This is a genomic window from Ferviditalea candida, from assembly GCF_035282765.1.
GTDB lineage: Bacteria > Bacillota > Bacilli > Paenibacillales > KCTC-25726 > Ferviditalea > Ferviditalea candida.
The window spans coordinates 1-1,978 of the sequence record NZ_JAYJLD010000083.1; the positions used below are offsets into that span (position 1 = coordinate 1).

Sequence of the window (1,978 nt, forward strand, 5' to 3'; positions counted from 1 at the left end):
TCCTCCTCGTATAGTATGTTTAGACGCTTGATTAAAGCGAATTTCCAGTTGATCTTGACAACTGTAATGGGCCTAGATGAGTTTCCAAACCAAGTGATTGTGAGATCACTTACAAAAGGATGATGCGGGCGTAGCCGAGCCCGTACCGCAGCCCGTTGGGGCGAGGAACGGAGCTCGGAATGGCGAAGCCAAATGCCCTTACTCCCCTCACCATTCAATCTGGATGTCCTGAGAGGTAGATGCGAAAATCATTCGCTCCTTGAAAAAATGAAAATACAATTTGGGTCTTGGACTTTTCGAGATGTTCCCAGACAATGGTCTTAGGGTCATTTGGGGATATTCCTCTTCCTCCTGTAGCCTTGACTACATAGTAAGTCCGTTTCCTCAGCACTCGTTTGAGCTTCTTACCCGCTGGCGGTTCCCTTCGGTAACCCATGCCCGAAGATAGCAGCTTCGGGGCAGCCCATGAGCCGAAGGAAGTTCTTATATGCGAGGGTGACTGATCGGCGAGCGCGCTGGGGGCATCCCGAAGAGTCCAATTCCCTAAAACCCCAATTTGGAAAGGAGGGATTCCCTTGAAGCTTTTTGTCGGTATTGACGTCAGTTCCGAAGAACTGGAAGCGTGTTTCATGAACCCGGAAGGCGATACGCTTGAAACGCTGAAAGTCGAAAATAACTTGTACGGTGCCGAGCATTTACGCGATCGCATCGTTGCAATGGCGGACAAGCTCCCCTCTTCCGAAATTCACATTGGACTGGAAGCTACCTCGGTTTACAGCTGGCATCCGGCAATGTACCTACATGAGCAAGAGTCGCTCCAAAACCGAAACGCCAAAGTGTTTACCATCAATCCGAAACTGATCAACAAGTTTCGTGAAGCCTATGCTGACCTGGACAAGACCGATCGGATTGATGCCTGGATTATCGCTGACCGCTTGCGCTTCGGCAGGCTCACCACGACTATTGTGATGCAAGAACGGTATGTCGCTCTGCAACGGCTGACCCGTATGAGATTCCACCTAGTCCATAATTTGACGCGTGAGAAACAGTACTTCCTGCAAAACCTGTTTTACAAATGCAACGCCTTTCGCACCGAGGTCGACAGCTCTGTATTCGGTCACGCCATTCTGGAGATGCTCTCAGAGAAATATAGCCTCGACGATATCGCCCATATGGAGGTCGCCGACTTGGCCGATTATCTCAAGGAGAAGGGGCGCAATCGTTTCCCAGACCCCGAGAATGTCGCCAAGTGTATCCAGAAGGCCGCTCGCGCCTCATACCGTCTTTCCAAGGTCGTAGAGGATTCCATTGACCTGGTTCTAGGAGCCTCGATTCAAGCGATTCGGAGCATTCAGAGCCAACTCAAGGAGATCGACAAAGCTATTGAGCGTATGTTGGACGGTATGCCCGGCGCTCAGTGCTTACGCTCGATTCCCAGCATTGATCGAGTGTACACAGCGGGCATTCTGGCCGAGATCGGCGACATCGAGCGTTTTAGCGACCAAGCCGCTGTGGCCAAGTACGCCGGCCTCACATGGCGCAAACACCAGTCTGGTCCTTTTGAAGCCGAGGATACCAAACGTATTCGTTCCGGCAACCGATTCCTGCGCTACTACCTTGTTGAAGCTGCCAACTCGGTCAAACAGCGCGAACCGGAATTCGGTGAATACTACCGAAAAAAATACAGAGAAGTACCCAAGCACCAACACAAACGCGCCCTCGTCTTAACGGCAAGAAAACTTGTACGTCTGGTCGATGCGCTGCTACGTAACGGCCAACTTTACACGCCTGGAAGGAAGGTGAATACGGCGACTCATTAAACGACTCCTTTACATCCTTCGGTAATATTTACAGTTTCAGTAATTTGTCTGAACTGGGTTTATTCAGTATTGTCTTTTTCCCTGACTCAATGCGTTCTCGTCTAAATAAATTTCCAACTTTCTTGATTCAGGGTCTTGACATATTACCGCTGGACTTA

General features: G+C 50.1%; 1 protein-coding gene. It reads left to right on the top strand.

The window, feature by feature from the left end; all coding sequences use genetic code 11:
* Nucleotides 1-575: 575 nt before the first annotated feature.
* The gene (locus tag VF724_RS21070; RefSeq protein ID WP_371756200.1) at nt 576-1,820 is read left to right on the top strand and encodes an IS110 family RNA-guided transposase; all 1,245 of its coding nucleotides are present in this window, start codon (nt 576-578) and stop codon (nt 1,818-1,820) included.
* Nucleotides 1,821-1,978 lie beyond the last annotated feature (158 nt).